The 18,674-nt window shown below is 72.4% G+C and carries 19 protein-coding genes; 7 read left to right on the top strand and 12 right to left on the bottom strand.

The annotated features are described in order from the left end of the window. Positions 1–364: 364 nt before the first annotated feature. From ADL15_RS31995 to ADL15_RS31985, 3 genes are all read right to left on the bottom strand, one after another. Positions 365–1,117, bottom strand: a complete 753-nt coding sequence (locus ADL15_RS31995) for a class I SAM-dependent methyltransferase (RefSeq protein ID WP_083971998.1) — start codon at positions 1,115–1,117, stop codon at positions 365–367. 58 nt (positions 1,118–1,175) lie between these two features. After that, on the bottom strand, positions 1,176–2,429 hold the full coding sequence (locus tag ADL15_RS51905) for a DUF1996 domain-containing protein (RefSeq protein ID WP_083971996.1): 1,254 nt from the start codon (positions 2,427–2,429) through the stop codon (positions 1,176–1,178). A 297-nt stretch (positions 2,430–2,726) separates the two neighbouring features. Beyond that, positions 2,727–3,431, bottom strand: a complete 705-nt coding sequence (locus tag ADL15_RS31985; RefSeq protein ID WP_067698947.1) for a type 1 glutamine amidotransferase domain-containing protein — start codon at positions 3,429–3,431, stop codon at positions 2,727–2,729. A 138-nt stretch (positions 3,432–3,569) separates the two neighbouring features. Here ADL15_RS31985 and ADL15_RS31980 point away from each other — a divergent pair, with 138 nt between their 5' ends. Next, positions 3,570–4,121, top strand: a complete 552-nt coding sequence (locus tag ADL15_RS31980; RefSeq protein WP_067698945.1) for a CGNR zinc finger domain-containing protein — start codon at positions 3,570–3,572, stop codon at positions 4,119–4,121. Between the two features lie 22 nt (positions 4,122–4,143). Here ADL15_RS31980 and ADL15_RS53355 read toward each other — a convergent pair whose 3' ends face one another. From ADL15_RS53355 to ADL15_RS31960, 4 genes are all read right to left on the bottom strand, one after another. Beyond that, a complete protein-coding gene (locus ADL15_RS53355; protein ID WP_157441725.1) occupies positions 4,144–5,481 on the bottom strand; it encodes a hypothetical protein in 1,338 nt (445 codons plus the stop codon). A gap of 100 nt (positions 5,482–5,581) precedes the next feature. Then, a complete protein-coding gene (locus ADL15_RS31970; protein ID WP_067698941.1) occupies positions 5,582–6,514 on the bottom strand; it encodes a hypothetical protein in 933 nt (310 codons plus the stop codon). After that, positions 6,448–7,035 (bottom strand): hypothetical protein, encoded by a 588-nt coding sequence (locus ADL15_RS31965; RefSeq protein WP_067698939.1) that lies wholly within the window; start codon positions 7,033–7,035, stop codon positions 6,448–6,450. The genes ADL15_RS31970 and ADL15_RS31965 overlap by 67 nt, the downstream gene beginning before the upstream one ends. 31 nt (positions 7,036–7,066) lie before the next feature. Then, positions 7,067–7,645 (bottom strand): TetR/AcrR family transcriptional regulator, encoded by a 579-nt coding sequence (locus tag ADL15_RS31960; RefSeq protein ID WP_067698937.1) that lies wholly within the window; start codon positions 7,643–7,645, stop codon positions 7,067–7,069. Positions 7,646–7,756: 111 nt separating this feature from the next. Between ADL15_RS31960 and ADL15_RS31955 the strand changes: the two genes are divergently transcribed. Then, positions 7,757–8,704: a hypothetical protein gene (locus tag ADL15_RS31955; RefSeq protein ID WP_067698935.1), complete on the top strand. Its 948-nt coding sequence runs from the start codon at positions 7,757–7,759 to the stop codon at positions 8,702–8,704. Here the strand turns inward: ADL15_RS31955 and ADL15_RS31950 are convergent. The 4 genes from ADL15_RS31950 to ADL15_RS31935 form a co-directional block, all read right to left on the bottom strand. Further along, positions 8,695–9,747, bottom strand: coding sequence for an alpha/beta hydrolase (locus tag ADL15_RS31950; RefSeq protein WP_067698933.1), 1,053 nt, complete (start codon positions 9,745–9,747; stop codon positions 8,695–8,697). The genes ADL15_RS31955 and ADL15_RS31950 overlap by 10 nt on opposite strands. Further along, a complete protein-coding gene (locus ADL15_RS31945; RefSeq protein WP_067698931.1) occupies positions 9,744–10,463 on the bottom strand; it encodes a hypothetical protein in 720 nt (239 codons plus the stop codon). The genes ADL15_RS31950 and ADL15_RS31945 overlap by 4 nt, the downstream gene beginning before the upstream one ends. Continuing rightward, entirely contained in the window at positions 10,460–12,181 is a 1,722-nt protein-coding gene (locus ADL15_RS31940; RefSeq protein ID WP_083971994.1) for a phosphatidylglycerol lysyltransferase domain-containing protein, read from the bottom strand. Before ADL15_RS31940 ends, ADL15_RS31945 begins: the two co-directional genes overlap by 4 nt. Before the next feature lie 276 nt (positions 12,182–12,457). After that, entirely contained in the window at positions 12,458–13,126 is a 669-nt protein-coding gene (locus tag ADL15_RS31935) for an NUDIX hydrolase (protein WP_067698929.1), read from the bottom strand. A gap of 70 nt (positions 13,127–13,196) precedes the next feature. Between ADL15_RS31935 and ADL15_RS31930 the strand changes: the two genes are divergently transcribed. The 4 genes from ADL15_RS31930 to ADL15_RS31915 all read left to right on the top strand — a co-directional run bounded on the left by ADL15_RS31930 (position 13,197) and on the right by ADL15_RS31915 (position 16,686). Next, the gene (locus ADL15_RS31930) at positions 13,197–14,219 is read left to right on the top strand and encodes an SPFH domain-containing protein (RefSeq protein ID WP_067698927.1); all 1,023 of its coding nucleotides are present in this window, start codon (positions 13,197–13,199) and stop codon (positions 14,217–14,219) included. Further along, positions 14,216–15,097 (top strand): NAD(+)/NADH kinase, encoded by an 882-nt coding sequence (locus ADL15_RS31925; RefSeq protein ID WP_067698925.1) that lies wholly within the window; start codon positions 14,216–14,218, stop codon positions 15,095–15,097. Before ADL15_RS31930 ends, ADL15_RS31925 begins: the two co-directional genes overlap by 4 nt. A gap of 33 nt (positions 15,098–15,130) precedes the next feature. Continuing rightward, positions 15,131–15,508 carry a hypothetical protein gene (locus ADL15_RS31920; RefSeq protein ID WP_067698923.1) on the top strand — a complete coding sequence of 126 codons (378 nt, stop codon included), beginning with the start codon at positions 15,131–15,133 and terminating at the stop codon, positions 15,506–15,508. 101 nt (positions 15,509–15,609) lie between these two features. Further along, the gene (locus ADL15_RS31915) at positions 15,610–16,686 is read left to right on the top strand and encodes a M15 family metallopeptidase (RefSeq protein WP_232344630.1); all 1,077 of its coding nucleotides are present in this window, start codon (positions 15,610–15,612) and stop codon (positions 16,684–16,686) included. 49 nt (positions 16,687–16,735) lie between these two features. On the opposite strand, the gene ADL15_RS31910 is transcribed toward ADL15_RS31915, so the two are convergent. Continuing rightward, positions 16,736–17,986: a polyamine ABC transporter substrate-binding protein gene (locus tag ADL15_RS31910; protein WP_067698920.1), complete on the bottom strand. Its 1,251-nt coding sequence runs from the start codon at positions 17,984–17,986 to the stop codon at positions 16,736–16,738. A 327-nt stretch (positions 17,987–18,313) separates the two neighbouring features. Between ADL15_RS31910 and ADL15_RS31905 the strand changes: the two genes are divergently transcribed. Next, complete coding sequence (locus tag ADL15_RS31905; RefSeq protein WP_067698918.1) at positions 18,314–18,673, top strand: response regulator; 360 nt, start codon at positions 18,314–18,316, stop codon at positions 18,671–18,673. Position 18,674: the final 1 nt, after the last annotated feature.

Below are 18,674 nucleotides of genomic sequence, written 5' to 3'. Positions count from 1 at the left end.
CGGAACCTCAGGCCACGGCTTCGGCTGCATCGACATAACCCCACAATCTATCGATACACCAACGGAAACGGCACACCCACAAATTAACCAACAGGGTCTCCGTAGGCTACGAGCCGGGTCCCGCCCGTGAGGCTGCGCGAGACCGCACCACCCGAGGCCCAGCCGCGCCCCCAGACTTTGGCTGGCTCACAGGGGTGTCTCCGCGTCGCGGAGACACCCCTGTGGCCCAGCCGGGACCCGCAGGCGCGCCGCGGTCCGGAGCGGGCCGCAGCGTCGCGCGAGACCATCACGGGACTCGGCTCGTAGCCTGCGGACGGCCGCTCCTCATTCGTACCGAAAAAGATCGGTCGAAAGCCGAAGCGGTCTATCGCCGGACCGCGCGGGTGCAGCGGGTGACATACGGGAGGGTGAGCTCCTCGTGGTCGGCGAGGTCGGGGTGGGAGTTGAGCAGCTCCGCGACGTTGCCGAGCAGCTCGTCGCGCTCCGAGGCGGGCAGCACGATCACGTAGCTGCGCGAGGCGACCATGTCCAGCAGCTCGGCCCGGGTCAGCGTGTGCTGCCAGCGGATCTCGGTACGTTCGAGCTGTTCGAACGGCCCGCCCAGCTCCGGCGCCGTGTCCATCTCCTCGCGGGTGTGCTCGTGCATGACGTCGTCCAGCTCGGCCACCCACGGCTCGGTCAGGTCGCGGATGTTCCACACCAGGCCGAGCGTGCCGCCGGGCCGGAGCACCCGGGCGATCTCCGGGATCGCGAGTTCCGGCTTCACCCAGTGCCACGCCTGCGCCATCACCGCCGCGTCGGCCGAGGCGTCCGGCAGCGGGATGTGCTCGGCCGTGCCGCCGTGCACCGCCACACCCGGCACCGCGGCCGCCAGCTGCTCACGCATCCCGGCGGACGGCTCCACCGCGACCACCTCGAACCCGGCCGCGACCAGCTGCTCGGTGAACTTCCCGGTGCCGGCGCCGAGGTCCACGACGTCCCGGGCGGTCTCCGGCACGAGCCACTCGACGGCCGACTGCGGGTACGGCGGCCGGCCTCGCCGGTACGCGTCGGCGGCCGCCCCGAACGAGGCGGCGTGCTGCTGACGGGTCAGGTCACTGATCGACGGAATCTCCACGGGGGCAACCTACGTCGCCCCCGCGGAGATGATCAAGGTAACTGATCAATCCAGGTCATCAGGCCCGGCCGTCGGCACCGCACTTCACGATGATCCGGATGCAGTCGTTGACCCGGCGGGCCATCTCGTCCACCGGCCACGCGTTGAAGAAGTCGCCGTGCATGGTGTATCCCGGGCCGGACGCCAGCCGCAGCTTGCCCGGGTCGCCGGTGATCGGGTACCGCATGACCTGCCGCAGCTTCGGCACCACCACCGGGTGGCTGGCCGGGCAGGCGTTGCCGACCGGGTACGCCATGTGGCTCTTGTGATCGGCCGAGTCCAGGTTCCGCCCGTCCCAGCAGTGCGGGAAGTCCAGGTACGACTCCAGCATCGCCCCGGTCGGGCAGTTGACGAAGTCGTGCGACGGGTTCACCTCGCCGGCGGCCAGGCACGACCAGCGGGCGATGGTGTTGTCCTCCGGACCGGTGGCCTTGGCGTTGCCGGCCACGATCCGCAGGCCGAGCGGCAGCGGCTGGGTCTGCGCGATCAGCGCGTCGCTGACCCCTTCACCGAGGTAGTAGAAGATCCCGGTGACCGGCTCGACCGGCACGTTGTCGCGGTACAGGGTGGGGATCCAGTACGACGACTTGTCGATCGACGGGTTGCAGTTGCTGTTCGCGTTGAGCAGCTGGTCGACAGTGGTGGACGCGTTCGTCACGGTGCTGCCGAAGAAGCTGTGCATGTGCGAGGCGCCCGGCAGGTTCGGGAAGACGATCGGGTCGTCCGGCAGCCGGTGGGTGAACGGGCAGTCGGCGAGGAACTCGGCGACCCGCACCGCGCCCGGCGGGATGGTCGGCGTGGTGCCGCCACCCCCGCCGCCGGTGCCGAACACCTGGAACTCGGTGAGCGAGACACCCCACTGGGTGGCCCGGACCGTGGTGTTCAGGCGCACGTACCGGCCGGTGCCGTTGACGGTCAGGGTCTGCCGCCCGCCGGCGCCGGTGGTGGTGCTGTAGAGCGTGGTCCAGGAGCTGCCGGTGGCCGAGGCCTGCACGGTGAAGGACTTCGCGTAGGCGGATTCCCAGTCCAGGACCACCGAGGTGATCGTGGCGCTGGCACCGAGGTCGACCTGCAGCCACTGCGGGTCGCTGAACGCGCTGGACCAGCGGGTGCCGCCGTTGCCGTCGACGGCGTTGGCGGCCGGGAATGCCGCCGACTCGGAGGACGAGGCGGTCGCGGTCTTGCCCTGCGACAACAGGGTGTCGGCGGCGCTGGCCGCGGTGGCGGCGACCAGCAGGTAGGTGACGAGCGCGGCAGCTGCCGCGGCTGCCATGAGGGGACGTTTGCGCATGGTCGAGCAGCCTTTCCGTCCGGGAGCGGGGGAGCGGGGCCGGCGCCGGCCTTGTTTCGAGGCGGTTTCACGGCGGGGACGGCCGAGTGAAAGCGCTCTCTTGCCCGCCACTGTGAACGGGCCGTTAATTACTGTCAATGCCACGAAACCGGTACCGGGGACGAAAGACCAGGTCAGCGCGGTGACCGCCCCGAGGTTCCGGAACCCAAAGACCTATTTTGTACGCACTGAAGGCCGGCCACGGAGTCGATCCGCGGCCGGCCTTCATCGTGCGGTGGTTCAGCGGGCGGCGAGCGCCTTGAGCAGCGCCTCGGCCGACGGGGCGCCCGACGCCGGGTTCTGCCCGGTGATCAGGTTGCCGTCGACGACCACGTACGGCCCCCACGCCGGGCCGGACTCGAACTCGGCGCCGGCCGCGCGCAGTCGCGCCTCGAGCAGCCACGGCGCCTTCGCGGCGAGGCCGGCCTGCCGCTCCTCTTCGTCGGTGAACGCGGTCAGCTTGCGGCCCTTGAACAGCCAGCCGTCGCTGTCACCGGCGGCCAGGAACGCGGCCGGCCCGTGGCACAGCGAGACGACGACCTTGTTCTGGTCGGGCAGCAGCGTGCCGAGGATCCGCGCCACGTCCGGGTCGACGGCGAGGTCCTGCATCGGGCCGTGACCGCCCGGGATCAGCACCGCGTCGAACTCGTCCGGGTCCACGTCCTCGAGCCGCACCGGGCTCTCCAGCAGCCCCTTGACCTCCGCCAGATACGACCGGAAGTCAGCCGCAGCCGCCTCGTCGACACCGGCCGCCGGGTCGAGGCTGCGCTCGTCGACCACCGGCACCCGGCCACCCGGGGTGGCGATGGTGACGTCCTGGCCGGCCCCGATCAGGATCCGGTGCGGGGCGACGAACTCCTCGGCCCAGAAACCGGTCGGGTGCTGCGTCCCGTCCAGCTGGCTCCACACTCGGGCACCGGAGAGTACCAATAGAACCTTGCTCATTTCATTTTCCTCTCGGTTGCCGCACTTACGGCTCCGACGTTAGCTGCGAACCAAGTTTGCGGCAAACGCCTGACTATTTGATCACGAACCTGAGCTAGAGTTGCCTCCGTCGTGCAGTAACAGGTAACGGGAGGTGACATGTCCAGCGAGCGCGTGACCTCCGATCTACTGCTCACCCTGGTCAATACCCGGCCGAGCGAGAACGGACGCGTCGACCAGCTCGACGATGTCCCCGGTTTGACCGCGTGGCTGGCCGGCGCGGGCCTGACCGTGGCGGATCCGGTCACCGGCGCCGACGTGGCGGCCGCACGAGAGCTGCGAGACGCGCTCACCGACATCCTCCGGGTGCACTGCGGCTGCGGGGACGCGTCAGCCGCCGAGGCCGAGGCGTACCTGCGCGCCGTCGCGGTGCGCTACCCGGTCGTCCTGCGGGTCACCGTGGACGGTGTCACCGCGGAGGCGTCGCAGACCGGCATCCCCGGCGTGTTCGGCACCGTGCTGGCCGCGGCCGCCGACCTGTCCGCGCGCGGCGCGTGGCCCCGGCTGAAGCTGTGCAAGAACCCGTCCTGCCACGCCGGCTTCTTCGACAAGACCCGCAACCAGTCCGGCCAGTTCTGCGGCGCCGCCTGCAACTCGCAGATGTCGATGCGCGCCTACCGCAGCCGCCGGCGCACCGCACCCACGCCGTAGGACCCGCGGCGCGCCGGCCGGCTCAGAAGGTGGTCTGCGAGAAGATGTCGTTGACCACCTTCTGCGCCGAGGACTTCTTCAGCGGCAGCGCCTGCGCGTCCACCCCGACCTGGTACTTCTTCTTGGTGGCCGGGTCGGTGAAGAAGTGGCTGAACTCCAGCTGGTACTTGCCCTTGGCGTTCTTCGCGGTCTGCCGGAACTGGGTGACGGCGTTCACCCGCTTCAGCCCGGCGGTCTCCAGGAACCACTCCTTGTCCATCTTCTGCCGGGTCGCGACCGAGCAGGCGGCCGGGCACGGGCGCAGGATGATGCCGGTCCGCTCGCCGCCGCTGGAGTCCTGCTCGTTGACGCAGACCCAGGCCAGGGTGTCCGGCAGGTCGATCTTGCCGCCGATGCAGCCCCAGGTCGGCGGGGTCCGGAACGCGAACGGCCAGCCCTTGAACGCCATCGTGTAGGACTTCTCCCCCGCCGTGAACGTCGCGCCGGCCACCTTGCGGACCGTCGCACCGGGCCGCAGCACGGGCTCCCCGGCGGCGGGTGCGGCGGTGGTCGGCGTGGACTCGGGTTCCTGCCCCGGGAACGTCGGCACCGCCGGGAACGACGGGTCCACCGGGAAGCTCGGCACGCTGTTGTCGGGCAGGTGGCCGATCGCCGGGGTCTTGCCGGTCGGCAGCGAGAAGTCCGGCCCGCCGGCGCCGCCCCGTCCGTTGACCACGCCGAACACTCCGACGATCACGGCGACGAGCGCGATCACGTTGATCGCGACGGCGGCGGCCATGCCCGGGTACCGCTGTGGCGCGGGACCCAGGGCGCCGCGCAGGAACGCGATCAGCGGGGCGCGGTACTCCAGGTCCGCGGTCTGGCCGGGGCCGATGTTCACCACCAGGTCGGCCTTGCCGATCCGGGTCGGGATCAGATAGGGCACGTGGGCGTGCACGTGATATTGCCCCGGGCCGACCGGGAGGACGGCCGGGCGCTTCCAGGCGACCGGGACGGGCTGGCCGTTGACGGTGAGCACCGGGGTGAAGAGGCCGAGCAGGAACGCGATCGGGGCGTACCGCATGGTGATCGCGATGGCGGTGGCGCCCGTCGCCGGATATCCGGGTGGCGGCTGCTGGTAATAGCCCGGACGGGCGGGCGGCTGCTGGTCGTAGTAACCCTGGTAGCCGCCGGGCTGAGCCTGCGGAACATCCGGGTGCACCTGCGGAAAACCCGCAGGGGCCTGCGGAAACGCGGGCGGGGCCTGCGGAAACGCGGGCTGGGCCGGCGGGATGCCCGGCGGGGCCTGCGGGAATCCGGGCTGCGGCGCCGGGTTTCCGCTCGGCTGCGGCTCACCCCATGGCGGATACGCCTGAGTCATCTGAATCGCTCCCCCTGATGGCCTACATGCTCGCCGGAGAGAACACCACAACCGGCCCCTCCGGTTCGATCCCGCCCGGCGAAAGTCGTCTTATCGACACCTAATCGGGCGTATCCGACTCCACCCTGCGCCGTTGGAGATCGGCGCTGGCGGACCGCAAATGATCACGCAGCTCGTCGTCGCGCCAGACATGGTCCGGCTGACCGCTCTGGATCACCCGCTCGTCTCGCTCGGCCAGCTCCCGGAGCGCCGGGACGGCCGCCACCGCCCCGATCTCGGCCAGCACGGTCACCGCCTCCGCCGGTCGCGGCGAATCGGTGATCATGGCCAGCAGCGGCGGGATCAGGTCGCCGGCCGGCACACCGGCGCGCCACAGCGCCCGGGCCGCATCCGGCCCCGCCCACCAGGCTCCTTCGCGAAGCACCCGCCACAGCCCGGCCACCAGCGCCGCACCGGCACCAGGCACCAGCGCATCCCCAGCACCGGGCGCCGACTCCGCAGCGGCGCCGGGCAACGCCGCGGCCCGCTCCGGCACGGCAGGCCGGGCGGTGGCCCCAGCCGGGGCCGCGCCGGCGCGCGGATCGCCGAGGCGGAGCAGAACGTCCCACGCGGTGGTCGACTCCGCGGCGATCAGGGCCAGCTGGTCGGCGGCCGCGGCCGCCGCCCGGCCCGCCTCGAACGCCGCACCGGCCGCGGCCTCCCGCACCGCGGGGTCCGGATCACCGAGCAGCCGGACCAGCCGGTCCATCAGCGCGGCCGGGGCGGACCGCCATCTCCGGAACCGGGCCGCCAGGCACCGGGCGGCGCGCACACGCGCGGAGGCGGCGGGCCGGGCGACCAGCGCGTCGATCAGGGCGGCCGCGCCGGCGGCGTCGAGCAGGTCGATGAGGTCGCGCTCGCGCCACGGGCTGTCCCACGGCTCGTCGACGTCCAGCTGGGCCGCGGCGAACGCGGTCTCCTCGGCGCTCAGCGCGACACCGGCCCGGGCGAGGAGGCCGGCCGCCGCGAGGGGCACCGGGAACGGCTCGGCCATCGCGGCGCGCAGCAGGCCGGCGGCGGGACCGGCTCGTGCAGTGCCATCGCACAGAGCAGGGCGGCCCGGATCTGCGGCACGGTCTCGGCGGCCCAGCGCTCCCGGAGCGCGAACCCGTGTGCCGGGCCGCTGCGGGCGAGGGCGGACACCGCGGCCTCACGGACCGCCACGTCCGGATCGTGCAGGGCCGGGCGCAGCCGGTCGCTCACCGCGGCGACCGCCGCCCGGGTCCCGGCCGACGAGGTGCCGGGCGCGCAGAGCAGCCCGAGGGAGTCGAGCAGCTCGTCGCGGCCGTGCACGCCGGGGCGCATCGCCAGGTCGGCCAGGAACGGAATGGCCGCCACCGTCGCCGGATAGACGCTGCCCTGGTGGTGCAGGCTCGAGTAGAACGCGAACCGGCCCTCGCCGGCGGCCTCCGGATCCGGTGAGGCGATGGCCCGCAGGATCGCCGGCGCCTCGGTCGCCGGGCCGTGGGCGCCGTCGAGCCGCGCCCAGTCGATCACGTCCCACTCATCGGTCACGGCGCCAAGATAGGCCGCCCCTACGACATTTTCAGTCCCGTGGGCGGTAGCGCAGACCATCGATCAGCAGGGCCACCATCCGGCGGGTGTGCGCCGGGTCGCCCTCGGCGGGCAGCGACAGGTTCGCCACCGCCGGCAGCAGGTCGCCGGGGTCGATGTCGTCGCGGATCTCGCCGGCCGCCACCGCCGCGTCGAGCAGGGCGCCGAGCGCCGGGCGCAGGTGCTTGTCGAAGTAGCCGGGCAGCGACTCGAACGCCGGATCGCCGGAGTGCAGGGCCGCGGCCAGGCCGAGCTTGGTCGCGATGAACTCGACGTACCGGTCCAGCCAGAGGGCCAGTGCCTCGACCGGCGGGTGGGTGGCGGCCAGCTCCTGGGCCGAGGCCGCGCAGTCGTCGACCTCGTGCCGGAAGACCGCGGTGATCAGGTCGGACCGTTGCGGGAAGTGCCGGTAGACGGTGCCCAGGCCGACCCCGGCACGCTCGGCGATCTCGCGGACCGGCGCGTGCACCCCGGAGGTCGCGAACACCTCCTTGGCCGCCGCCCGCAGCGCGTCCTGGCTGCGCTGCGCGTCGGCGCGCACCCGCCGTCCGCCGGTCGTGTCCCCGCTCAATCCGCTCCCCTGCCGATCCGGAACAAAGTTCCAGGCGAATGCTAGCCCAGCGGCGGCCGCCGGAGATCACCCGCGCTGCGGATCGACCGGTACGGGGTTAGGGTCGCCCGCATGGCTGTGCTCGACTGGCTGCTCGACTCCGACCCCGCGATCCGCTGGCAGGTGCTCCGCGACCTGGTACGGGCGCCGGAGGCGGAGGTCGCGGCGGAACGCGCCCGGATCGCCCGGGCCGGCTGGGGCGCACGCCTGCTCGACTGCCAGGGCGACGACGGCCAGTGGGACGGCGGGGCGTGCTTCCCGGGCGGCTGGTTCGACCGGGACGACACCGACGAGGACCTCGGTCAGCCCTGGACGTCCACGCTGCACACTCTGCAGCTGCTGACCGGCCTCGGCGTCGACCCGGCCGACGAGCGGGTCAAGCGGGCCGTGGAGCGGGCGCGGGACAACGCCCGGTGGGAGTACAACGGGGAGCTGTTCTTCCTCGGCGAGGTGGAGCCCTGCGTCAACGGGCGGGTCGTCGAGATCGGCGCCTACTTCGGCCACGACGTCGAGGACGTGCTGAAACGGCTGCTCGGGGCGCAGCTCGAGGACGGCGGGTGGAACTGCTACTCCGAGAACGGGTCGGTGGTCTCCTCGTTCGCGAGCACCCTCTGCGTGCTGGACGGGCTGCTGGCGTACCAGAACGCGACCGGCGGCACCCCGGCGACGATCGAGGCCCGTCGGCGCGGCGAGGAGTACCTGCTGAGCCGACGACTGTTCCGGCGACGCAGCACCGGCGCGGTGGTCGTACCGGAATGGCTTGAATTTTCGTTTCCGACGCGATGGCGATATGACGTTCTGCGCGCCCTGGACTACTTCCGGGCCACCGGGGCCGAGCCGGACGAGCGCCTGGGCGAGGCCCTCGACCTGGTCCGGGCCAAGCAGCGACCGGACGGCACCTGGCCGCTGGAGAACACCCATCCCGGTCAGGTCTGGTTCGCCCTCGACGAGGAGGCGGACGGCGCGCCCAGCCGCTGGAACACCCTGCGTGCGCTGCGGGTGCTGGACCACTACGCCTGAGCGGGCCGGGCCAGCTGGGCGGAGAGCCAGTCGAAGGCCGGGCCCTCCATCTGCCGCCACACCGCGTGGCTGTGCCCGCCGCGCGGGACGATCGCGGTGACCACGGTCAGCGGCGCCTTCGCCAGCCGCGCGATCTGGCGGGACCCGACGCGTGCGTTGCGGTCGTCCTCGGCCCAGCCGATCCACAGGGCCAGGTCGGGCTGCGGGTGGTGCGTCAGCCGCCAGGCGATGTTGTTGGTGGTCTTCTCGCTGCCGTCGCCGACCTTGATGCCCGGGTCGGCGAAACCGGACAGGCTCGCGGCCGCGGAGTATTGCTGGGGATGCTTCAGCGCGAGGTTCATCGCGCAGAAACCGCCGGCCGAATAGCCGGTCAGACCCCAGGCCGCGCGATCGCTGCGGATCCGCAGGTGGTCCAGGGCCCATTTCGGTACGTCCTGGGTCAGGTACGTCTCGGTCTGTGGCCCACCGGTCATGTTCGTGCACTCGGTGTCGAGCAGCCGATCCGGTGTCTGGTACGGCAGCAGCACCACCGTCGGCACCATCCGCCCGGCGATGATCTCCCGGTCCAGGTTCCCGGCGATCTCCAGCCGGCGGATCCACGACTCGGGGGTGCCCGGATAGCCGTGCAACGCCTCGATCACCGGGAACCGCAGGTCGGGGCGGGTGAAGTACTCCGACGGCAGGTACACGCTCATCGGCATGCTCATCCCGCCGGCCGCACCGGCCACCTGGTACGTCACGATCTTCCCCTTGCCGGGCGGGCCCGACACCGGTGGCACGCTCGCCGACGGTCCGGCGCCGGGCAGCACCGGCAGCGCGAGCGGCGCGTCCGGGTCGCCGACCAGGTCGCCCCAGTGCGGATACGTCTCGGTGAGCCGGTTCAGCTCCAGTGCGGCCGTCCCGGTGACACTGAGGACGACCACGGCGACCAGCGCGATCCGGGCCGGCACCCGGGTCCGGTCCCAGAGCAGGGCCAGCCCGGCGGTGACCGCCAGCACGACGGCGATCGCCAGGAGCACCGTCGCCGGTGAGTCGATGGTCACGACGGACTCCCCTGGTCGGTGAGGGACGGCAGCCGCTGCGGTGCGGCCAGCGGCGACGGCAGGTCTCGGACGGCGGACGCGAACGCCGCGGCGGTGTGTCCGGGAGTGACCACCGGGTGGCCCGGCCAGGACGCGGCCAGGGCGGCCCAGGGCGGGTCGGCGAGCAGAGCCACGCTCGCGGTGCTGCGGACGTCCCGGCTGAGGCTGTCGCCCAACGTCCCGAGAGTCGCGGCCGTGGTGGCCCGGGTCGGCACCAGCAGCACGGTCACGACGCCCGGTGTCGCGGCGGCGGTCCGCTCCACCTGCGCCGCGTCGGCCCGGGTGGTCAGCGCCACCAGCACCGGGAACGAGCGCCCGGCCGGTTCGGCGTAGTCCGGCGGGACGATCAGCACCGGCGGGACGGCCGTCTGCCAGCGGGCCGCCTCGGGCGGTGACCAGTCGATCGCGCCGGCCGCGTGCAGCGCCGCGTCGAGGCGGCCGGCCGTGGTCGGGGTGACCACGGCCGCGCCGGTGTCGCCGCCGAGCGCCTGCCAGGACGGGTAGAAGCTCTCCGACCGGTTGGCGATCAGGCCCAGGCACGCCACCACGAGCACCTCGACCGCGATCAGCCCGACGATCCGTACCGGAAGAAGCCGCCAGCCGCGCACGGTCGCGACCACCGCGACCACCGCGAGCAGCGCGGTCAGAAGGATCAGCGGGATGCCTACCAGGCTCATGCGGCCGGAGTGCCGCGCGCGGGCAGGAACGACTCCGCGCTCAGCGCCGCGATCGCGATCCGCGGCAGGTCCCGGGCCGACGGGAAGCAGAGGAACCGCGGCTCCCAGTCCGGCAGGTACTTGGCGTTCGCCCGGTACAGCGACTCGATCTGCCACAGCTTGGAGGCGGCCCGCAGGATCCGGCACCACAGCCGGATGACCGGACCGGCACCGAGCTCCTCGGCCCGGGCGAACACCGAGCGCAGCACCGCAAAGTTCAGCGAGATCCGCTCGACGCCGAACCCGGGCGCGGCCTCGATCGCCGAGACCACCATCAGCTCGGTGAGCCCGTTCGGCGCGGTCCGGTCGCCGCGCATCAGGTCGAGCGACATGCCGCGCCGGCCCCACGGCACGAAGTGCAGCACCCCGCGCAGCACGCCGTCCTCGTCGCGGCAGAGCGCGAGCAGGCAGTCCCCGTCGGCCGGGTCGCCGAGCCGGGACAGCGCCATCGAGAAACCGCGCTCCACCTTGCCGTCGCGCAGCGCGTTAGCACAGCTCATCGCCTCGGCCAGGGTCTCCGCGGGCAGGTCGCGCTGCCGCAGGATCGTGCAGGTGTACCCGGCCCGGCGGATCCGCGCGACGGCCTGCCGGACGCCGCGCATCGGCCGCCCGTTCAGCGAGAACCCGGCCACGTCGACGATCGCCTCGTCACCCAGCTCGATCACGTCCAGCCCGGCCTTCTGGTACGCCCGGCCACCCGCCGTCCCGCAGGCCAGCACGGCCGGCGTCCACCCGTGCTCGGCGCAGTCGGCCAGCCACTGCCCGATCGCCCGCGGCCACTCCGACGGCAGCCCGAGCGGGTCACCGGAGGCCAGGCTCACCCCGTTGACCACCCGGTACGCCACCGCGGCCTTGCCGGACGGCGCCCAGACCAGCTGCTTGTCACTGCGCAGCGCGAAATAGCCGAGCGAGTCGCCGTCGCCGTGCCGGTCGAGCACCTCGCGCAGCCGGGTCTGGTCGGCGACCGGGCAGGACTGCTCCCCGGTGCTCGGGCGCAGCAGCAGGAGCGCCCCGGAGCCGAACGCCAGGAGCCCGAACGCCCCGGTGGTGACCGAGACGGTGAGCGCGCCGACCGGCGACTGGAAGTGGACCGGCCCGGTGACCCCGATCAGGCCCAGGCCGGCGTGCTCGGCCCAGCTCAGCACGCCGGAGTGGCCGTCGAGGCGGTTGACCCGTACAGCGATCTCGGCGACACCGAGCGCGAAACCGGCGCCGAGGAACGTCAGGCAGGCCCGCACCGCCCGCCACCGGTTGCGCCGGTCGCCGGCCGCGGTGAACTCGTCGCGCTCGGCGACCAGCAGCGCCGCGATCGCGCCCGCGAAGATCGTCGGCACCAGGCCGCCCTTGACCACGTGCAGCGCGACGCTGAGCAGTGACAGCATCAGCGCGAGCTGCCAGGCCTGGCGCTTGCCGCGACGCAGCCCGGCGCCGAGGTAGACCAGCAGGACGCCGACCACCGCGGCGGCCACCCGAGCGGTGATCATCCCGGCGGTCGGGATCATGTCGGCGAGCAGGGTGAAGTGGTGGTGCCGGGGCGGGAGCACGGAGAAGACGGCGCCGGTCGCGCCGACGAACTGCACCGCCCGGGCCACGACGCGGCGGGAGGACGGGGGCCGGACCCACCGAGGCGGGGTGACCTCCTCCTGCGACTCCACCGGATGCTCCGCGACCACCGACATCTGTTCCTCCCCCGTTGCCGAACGCATGCTCGATGCAGCATGGCGTGTCGATGCAACCGATCCTTCTCGTCCGGGGGCCGCCGGGCATCGGCCGTCGGTCGGGGCTCCCGGCGCGGTTCTACGACTTTCGGCCGATGCGGACGGCTGCTACACCTCGCCATCCCCCACACCGGACCCCGCCGCGAGGCCGCGCGGTCACCGGACCGTGGCGCGCTCTCGGCCCTCGGCTCGTGGCCTACGGACGGGCGCTCCGCATCCGTACCGAAAAAATGCGGGTCAAGGCCGCAGCAGTGGGGGGTGCAGGAGGGTGGCGGGGCCGCGGCGGAACAGCTGCGCCGGGCGGCCGCGGTCGCGGGTGACACTGTGGCCGGTCGGCTCGACGAAGCCCTCGGCCGTGGTCACCTTGCGGTGGAAGTTGCGGGGGTCGAGGCGGGTGCGCCAGACCGTCTCGTAGACGCCGCGCAGCTCGGCCACGGTGAACTCGGGCGGGCAGAACGCCGTGGCCAGGGGTGAATACTCCAACTTGGCCCGGGCGCGCTCGACGCCGTCGGCCAGGATCCGGTCGTGGTCGAAGGCCAGGCCCGGGTCGTCGGCCGGGCGCCACTCGGCGTGTGCCGCGTCGCTGCCGGCCACCGGGGCCGGCAGGTCGGGCAGCAGGGCCAGGTAGGCCACGGTCACCACCCGTCCGCGCGGGTCCCGGCCCGGGGTGCCGTATGTCGCGAGCTGCTCGAAGTGCCCGGCGGTCGGGTCCACTCCGGTCTCCTCGCGCAGCTCCCGGGCCGCCGCCACGTCCAGGTCCTCGTCGTCGTGGACGAAGCCGCCGGGCAGCGCCCACTGCCCGAGGAACGGCTCGATGCCCCGGCGGACCAGCAACACCTGCAGCGCGCCCCGCCGGATGGTGAGCAACACGAGATCAACTGTGACGGCCGCCATGTATAGCGTCATGTTGACGATAATAACCACGACCCTTTATCGTCACCATGACGAAAACGATCCACCCCGGAAGGACTCCTCGATGGCTGACATCAAGCGCCGACTGCACCTGCGACACCTGCGGTCGGCTCCGACCAGCTGGGTCAGCCACACCGTCCAGGGCAAGGCGAAGCGCTCCGGCACCGGGCTGGCGTTCTGGTACCGGCCGCTGACCGCGGTGCTCTCCGAGGTGCCGGTGGACGACCGGGAGCTGCCGCTGCTGTTCCACGCCCGTACCGAGGACTTCGCCGACGTGACCGTGCAGGCCACCGTGACCTACCGGGTCAGCGACCCGGCGGCGGCCGCGTCCCGGCTGGACTTCTCGATCGACCCGTACCGGGGACGCTGGACCGGGCAGCCGCTCGACCAGGTGGCCACCCTGCTCGCCGAGCTGGCCCAGCAGCCCGCGCTCGACCTGATCGCCCGGCTCCCCCTGGCCGAGGCGCTGACCACCGGGATCGCGCCGGTGCGGCAGTCGGTCGCGGACGCGCTGGCCACCGACCCGCGGCTGGCCGAGACCGGGGTGACCGTGGTCAGCGCCCGGGTGGTGGCGATCCGGCCGGAGCCCGACCTGGAGCGCGCGCTGCAGACCCCGACCCGGGAGAAGGTGCAGCAGGACGCGGACCGGGCCACCTACGCCCGGCGGGCGCACGCCGTCCAGCAGGAACGCTCGATCGCCGAGAACGAGCTGCAGAGCAAGATCGAGCTGGCCAAGCAGGAGCAGCACCTGGTCGAGCAGAACGGCGCGAACGCCCGGCGCAGTGCCGAGCTGGACGCCGAGTCGGAACTGGTCGCGGTGCGGAGCGCGGCCGAGCAGTCCCGGCTGGCGGCGGGCGCCGAGGCGGACGCGGTGCGGCTGCGCGACGAGGCCCGCGCGGCCGGCACCCGGGTGGTCGGGCTGGCCGAGGCGGAGGCCGAGGCGGCGCGGCTGGCGGCGTACCGGGACCTGCCGCCCGAGGTGCTGCAGGCGCTGGCGCTCAAGGAGCTGGCACAGCACCTGCCGGCGATCAAGGAGCTGACGGTCACCCCGGACCTGCTGACCAAGCTGATCGGCCGGATCGGATGAGTTCTCTGAATCCCCGCGTGGTGGTCGTGTCGCGGCGCAGCGAGCTCGACGAGCTGCTCGCCCGGCACGGCACCCGCGGCGCCGCGGCCTACTTCCTGAAGCAGCGCGGGCGCGACCTCGACGAGGTCACCGCGCGGCACGAGGCGCAGCGGGCCGCGGTGACCGAGGTGGGTGCGGCGGTCCCGGCCGACTGGCGGCGCGGCCACGTCGAGCGTACGGACCTGCCCCGCTTCCTGTTCGCCCCCGAGGACGTCATCGTCGCGGTCGGACAGGACGGTCTGGTCGCGAACGTGGCGAAGTACCTGGACGGCCAGCCGGTGATCGGCGTGAACCCGGAGCCCGGGCGCAACCCCGGCGTGCTGGTGCGGCACCCCGCCGCCGCGGTCGGCGCCCTGCTGCAGACCCGGACCCGGACGCAGGAACGCACCATGGTGGTCGCACGACTCGACGACGGCCAGGAGCTGTCCGGTCTCAACGAGATCTATGTCGGACACGCCGGCCACCAGTCGGCCCGGTACGTGATCACCACGCCGGACGGCGCCCGGGAGCGCCAGTCGTCGTCCGGGCTGATCGTCGGGACCGGCACCGGCGCCACCGGCTGGTGCGCCTCGATCGCCCGGGACCGGGTGGCCGCTCCGGCGCTGCCCGGGCCGGGTGACCCGGCGCTGTGCTGGTTCGTACGAGAGGCCTGGCCCTCACCGGCCACCGGCGTCCTGGAGGTGTCCGGCCTCCTGGCGCCGGGCCGCGAACTCGAGCTGACCAGCGAGAGCGAGCGGCTCGTGGTCTTCGCCGACGGCCTGGAGTCGGACGCCCTGGAGCTCTCCTGGGGCCAGCGGATCCGGATCGGCGTCGCGGACCGGAGGTTAAGCCTGGTGTAGCGGGGTGGGAGCGCTCCCGTTACCCTCTCCGCCATGGCCCTTCTGCTCGACCTCGCCAACATACTCGGCGGCCTGCTGCTCGGCATCCCGCTGCTGCGCCGGATCCCGAACGTCGGCGGCGGCCTGGAGCGGTTCACCGAGCGGGTGGCCCGCTGGTCCTGGCTGATCGGCATCGTCGCGCTGGTCGCGGCCGGCTTCTGGCTGATCGTGCACCTGTTCGACGGGCGGATCTGGCACTTCGAGGTGGTCGGACTCGCCGTCGGACTGCTGCTGACCTGGGAGAAACTGACCGGTCGCCGGGTGCTGAACTCGCCGGGGCCGGGTGAGCCGGGCGGCTGGCCACTGGTGATCGCGGTCTTCGGAGTGATCGCGATCCTGGTCGGGATCCAGGGGCTGTTCACGCCGAACTGACCGTCCGGGGTGCGTGCCGCCGGGGAGGCGGTGGTCCGCCGCAACCTGATCGGACCCGGACAGGAACCGAGCACCCACCCGCCGGCACGGACAGTCGCCGGGTGACGACACGACAGCGAACTCGACGACAGTCCGCCGCCGCGATCATCGCGTTGACGGCGGTGGCCTCGGCGCTCGGCACGCCCGCACCGACGCAGGCGGCAACGGCCCCTCCCACCAAGGCGGCCACGGCGGCGGCCTCCTGGTCCGGCCTGATGTACCGCAGCCTGACCCGGGAGGCGACGGCCGCGGCGATGCGCACCACCTACGCCGGGCAGAAGGCCGCGATCAGCACGTGGACCGCCGAGGCCGCGGCGGCCACGAAGGCCGGCACGACCGCGCAGAGCACCCTGACCGCGGCGGTCACCGCCGAGACCAACGCCCGCCTCCGGCACGCCGCCGCCCGCAAGGCCCTGGTCGCGGCAAGAACCAATTTGAGTACGGCCGGCAAGCTCAAACCGCGCAGCGCGACCGCCGTCACCAAGGCCACCAACGCCGTCACCGCGGCGACGAAGACGGTCACCACCCGCAAACTCCAGTACCAGCGGTACGCCGCCGCGCTCACCCTCGCCCGCGCCGAGGTGAGAACCGCCGCGGCCCGGCTCACCAAGGCGACCGCCGCGGTCAGCTTCACCACCGCGGCCGCCGCCAAGACCCGCGAGGCGTACGTCGCGCTGCCCGCCGCCGCGGCCCTGGCGACCCAGGCCGGCACGCTGAGCCGGGACGTGGTCGCGCAGATCCGGCCGGCGTTCAAGGCCGCGACCGACACCACGCTGGTCTACAGCGTGACGGTGAACAAGACGGTCGCGTTCGCGTTCAAGCGCATGGTCGACGACGCGCGGGCCGACGGCGTCCAGATCTCCGGCGGCGGTTTCCGGACCACGCAACGACAGATCGAACTGCGTACGATCAACGGCTGCCCGGACGTCTGGACCGCGCCCGCCTCGTCCTGCCGCGTCCCGACCGCGATCCCCGGCCGCTCCCTGCACGAGATCGGCCTGGCCGTGGACATCTCGTCGGCCGGCAAGACCATCTCGTCGAAGACACCGGCCTTCAAGTGGCTGACCGTGCACGCCAAGGAGTACGGCTTCGTCAACCTGCCCGCCGAGGCCTGGCACTGGTCCATCACCGGCGGCTGACCTGCGGGCGCCGGTATCGCCGCCGCGCGACCACGGCGGCGGTGCCCGGTCAGCCCAGGATGATCGCGTCGAAGATCGAGGAGAAGGTCTGCTGCTGCTCGGCGGTGTTGAAGTCGACGTAGTAGTGCAGCTTGGCGTAGTCGGCCTCGCTCGGGAAGACCAGCGGGCTCGCCGCGACCTGGTGCATCTCGGTGCGGTCCGAGCCGGTCAGCGCCGCCGCGTCCTTCGTGATCTGCGCCTGGGCGGCCGGCACCGGGCAGACGTAGTTGATGTACTCGGCCAGCGCCGCCGCGTTCTCGACCTCGTAGAAGAAGTCGATCATCTTGAGGGCGTCGACCGGGTTGGCCGCGGTGATCGGGATGGCGAAGTTGTCGGTCCAGATCGTGCCGCCCTCCTCAGGGATCACGAACTTGAGGTTCGTGCCGTCCGAGAGGTTCTTCTGGAAGACGTCGCCGGACCAGGCCTGGGTGAGCCACACTTCGCCGCTGCCGAGCGCGTCGACGTAGTCCTGCTCGAAGTACTTGCGGACGATGCCGGCATCCCGCTGCTTCTTGAGCAGGGCGGCGGCCTTGCGCCAGCCGTCCTCGGTCGAGTCCTCCGGCTTGATCCCGGCGGCCAGCAGACCGAAGTTGCCCAGCTCGGTGACGTCCGACATCATGCCGACCTTGCCCGTGAACTTCGGGTCCCACAGGTCAGCCAGGCTGGTGATCTCCCGGCCGGTCTTCTCCGGGTCGTAGGCGATGCCGGTGATCCCCGACGACCACGGCACGCTGAACACGTTGCCCTCGTCGAACGTCTCGCCGGTGTACTTCGCGCCCGCGTTCTTCGTGAAGTTCGGCAGCTGGGCGTGGTCCAGCGGCGCCAGGAACCCGGCCGCGCGGAACTGGCCGAACTGGATCCCGTTGGTGATCACCATGAGGTCGAAGCCGATCGACTGCTTCGCCGACAGCTGCGGCTGCACCTTGGCGAACCACGGGCCCATCTCCTGGATGACCTCCTGGTAGTTCACCTCGATGCCGGTCTGCTCGGTGAACTTCGCCAGCTCGGGCCGCTTCGGGTCCATGTAGAGCGGCCAGTTCGCGAAGTCGAGCTTGCCGTGCTGCGTCTTGCCCTGCCAGAACGTGGCCAGGGTGCCCGCGTCCACGCTCGCCGCCGGCACGCCGGTGCCCTGCACGCCGCACGCGGCCAGCGCCGCGCCGAACGCGGACAGACCGCCGAGCCGGAGCGCGTCGCGACGGCCGAGCCGTCGCTGCGTCGCGCCGCGCAGAAGGGACGGTCCGGGTGTGCTGCGGGGGAACATCGAACTCCGATCAGGTACGGGTGCGGGGCGCTCGGGCGCCCGGCCGGCCAAGATCAAATAATAGGGGCCGGCCCCGCGGGCGCGAATCAGTGATCCGTGCACGAGCCTCGCCCATCACACCGGCGCGGATGGCCTTTCGGGCTGTTCTTACTGCCTGTCCGGCCTTCGTCGGGTAAATTCCGCCGGGTTCGGCGGGTATCCCCACGCCGGACGGACAGCTGTGCCAGTCTCGGGAGGGCCGGACACCTCGCCGAGGCGTGAACGACCCGTCGCTCCAGCCCCTGGCGGCACCACAACGCCGACCGCTGCCTGGAGGACGGACGTGCGATGAGCAAGGTCCTGGTCGTCGACGATGAATCCGACATACGGTTCATGCACCGGCGCATCCTCGCCAAGGCCGGTCACGAGGTGACCGAGGCCGGCGACGGAGCGATGGCCCTGGCCGCCGTCCGCGACTGGGCGCCGGACCTGGTGATCACCGACATGATGATGCCGATCATGGATGGGGCCGAGCTGATCCGCCGGTTGCGCGAGGACCCAGCCACCGCCGCGATCCCGGTCCTGTCGGTCAGCGGCGACTCACAACTGGCCGGCGAAGCCGACATCGTGCTGACCAAGCCCTGCCTGACCGCGACCCTGCTGGCAGCCGCCCAAGACCTGTTGCAGAGGGGACGTGGAGCTCGGTGAC

Source organism: Actinoplanes awajinensis subsp. mycoplanecinus (genome assembly GCF_001509495.1).
GTDB classification, from domain to species: Bacteria; Actinomycetota; Actinomycetes; order Mycobacteriales; family Micromonosporaceae; genus Actinoplanes; species Actinoplanes palleronii.
This window is presented reverse-complemented; position numbering and strand designations above follow the sequence as displayed.

Bases quoted from the DNA above. Each gene is read 5' to 3' on its own strand.
- ADL15_RS51905 (WP_083971996.1), bottom strand. From the start codon at position 2,429: ATGGCAGCCGCGGCAGCTGCCGCGCTCGTCACCTACCTGCTGGTCGCC.
- ADL15_RS31985 (WP_067698947.1), bottom strand. From the start codon at position 3,431: ATGAGCAAGGTTCTATTGGTACTCTCCGGTGCCCGAGTGTGGAGCCAG.
- ADL15_RS31980 (WP_067698945.1), top strand. From the start codon at position 3,570: ATGTCCAGCGAGCGCGTGACCTCCGATCTACTGCTCACCCTGGTCAAT.
- ADL15_RS53355 (WP_157441725.1), bottom strand. From the start codon at position 5,481: ATGACTCAGGCGTATCCGCCATGGGGTGAGCCGCAGCCGAGCGGAAAC.
- ADL15_RS31970 (WP_067698941.1), bottom strand. From the start codon at position 6,514: ATGGCCGAGCCGTTCCCGGTGCCCCTCGCGGCGGCCGGCCTCCTCGCC.
- ADL15_RS31955 (WP_067698935.1), top strand. From the start codon at position 7,757: ATGGCTGTGCTCGACTGGCTGCTCGACTCCGACCCCGCGATCCGCTGG.
- ADL15_RS31945 (WP_067698931.1), bottom strand. From the start codon at position 10,463: ATGAGCCTGGTAGGCATCCCGCTGATCCTTCTGACCGCGCTGCTCGCG.
- ADL15_RS31940 (WP_083971994.1), bottom strand. From the start codon at position 12,181: ATGTCGGTGGTCGCGGAGCATCCGGTGGAGTCGCAGGAGGAGGTCACC.
- ADL15_RS31935 (WP_067698929.1), bottom strand. From the start codon at position 13,126: ATGACGCTATACATGGCGGCCGTCACAGTTGATCTCGTGTTGCTCACC.
- ADL15_RS31930 (WP_067698927.1), top strand. From the start codon at position 13,197: ATGGCTGACATCAAGCGCCGACTGCACCTGCGACACCTGCGGTCGGCT.
- ADL15_RS31925 (WP_067698925.1), top strand. From the start codon at position 14,216: ATGAGTTCTCTGAATCCCCGCGTGGTGGTCGTGTCGCGGCGCAGCGAG.
- ADL15_RS31920 (WP_067698923.1), top strand. From the start codon at position 15,131: ATGGCCCTTCTGCTCGACCTCGCCAACATACTCGGCGGCCTGCTGCTC.
- ADL15_RS31910 (WP_067698920.1), bottom strand. From the start codon at position 17,986: ATGTTCCCCCGCAGCACACCCGGACCGTCCCTTCTGCGCGGCGCGACG.
- ADL15_RS31905 (WP_067698918.1), top strand. From the start codon at position 18,314: ATGAGCAAGGTCCTGGTCGTCGACGATGAATCCGACATACGGTTCATG.